Origin of the sequence: Paraburkholderia sp. UYCP14C, assembly GCF_004197395.1 — a bacterium.
GTDB lineage: Bacteria > Pseudomonadota > Gammaproteobacteria > Burkholderiales > Burkholderiaceae > Paraburkholderia.
Genome location: NZ_SELS01000326.1, coordinates 1 through 582 on the forward strand (window position 1 = coordinate 1; position 582 = coordinate 582).

The window sequence follows — 582 nt, forward strand, 5'->3', positions numbered from 1 at the left end:
CAGGGCTCAACCGTCAGTCTGGATGGCGTCTACGACTGCCGCGAAAACCGCCGTGCGATCTTCAACCGCGGCATGAGGCCCAACATTCCCGAGAACCCGCGTGGGCGCAAGGCACCGAAGCGCGGTCGCAGACGGCATTTCGACGCGGCCATCTTCGCGGAGCGCTTCAGCACCATCGAGCGCGTGTTCGCCTGGGAGGACACCTTCCGCCGCCTGCTGCTGCGCTTCGAACGCATCAGTGCCGTGCACTACGCGCTCAAGACGCTCGCCTACACGATGATCAACCTGAGGCACTACTGCCGCAGCTGATCGCGGCCCTCAGGGCGGCCTGTCGCTACTTCGCCGGCGCATTGCGCCATGGCCGCGCGCGTCGTTACCATGTCGATCACTTCGCAAATCACACTTCCGCTTCGCGTTGCCTGTCTTGCCAACTCATGCATTTCATGAAACATATGCATTACTGATCAAATGCAACTTCAGTCTGCTTGAAACCCGCAATCAGTTGTTGATGTGACGATGGTCCTGTTCGATCAGATTATTGAGATACTTCGAAGAGCGCACCTTCGTGTCCTCGGGAAGCAG

Annotated in this window: 1 protein-coding gene and 1 pseudogene; one reads left to right on the top strand and one right to left on the bottom strand. The window is 59.1% G+C overall.

Annotation, left to right across the window (positions count from 1 at the left end; genetic code table 11):
- Window positions 1–309, top strand: a 309-nt coding sequence (locus EVC45_RS45070) for a transposase (RefSeq protein WP_248295485.1), incomplete at its 5' end; no start/stop codon positions are given.
- A 192-nt stretch (window positions 310–501) separates the two neighbouring features.
- Here the strand turns inward: EVC45_RS45070 and EVC45_RS48225 are convergent.
- A pseudogene (locus EVC45_RS48225) lies at window positions 502–582 on the bottom strand (IS6 family transposase); the annotation flags it as partial.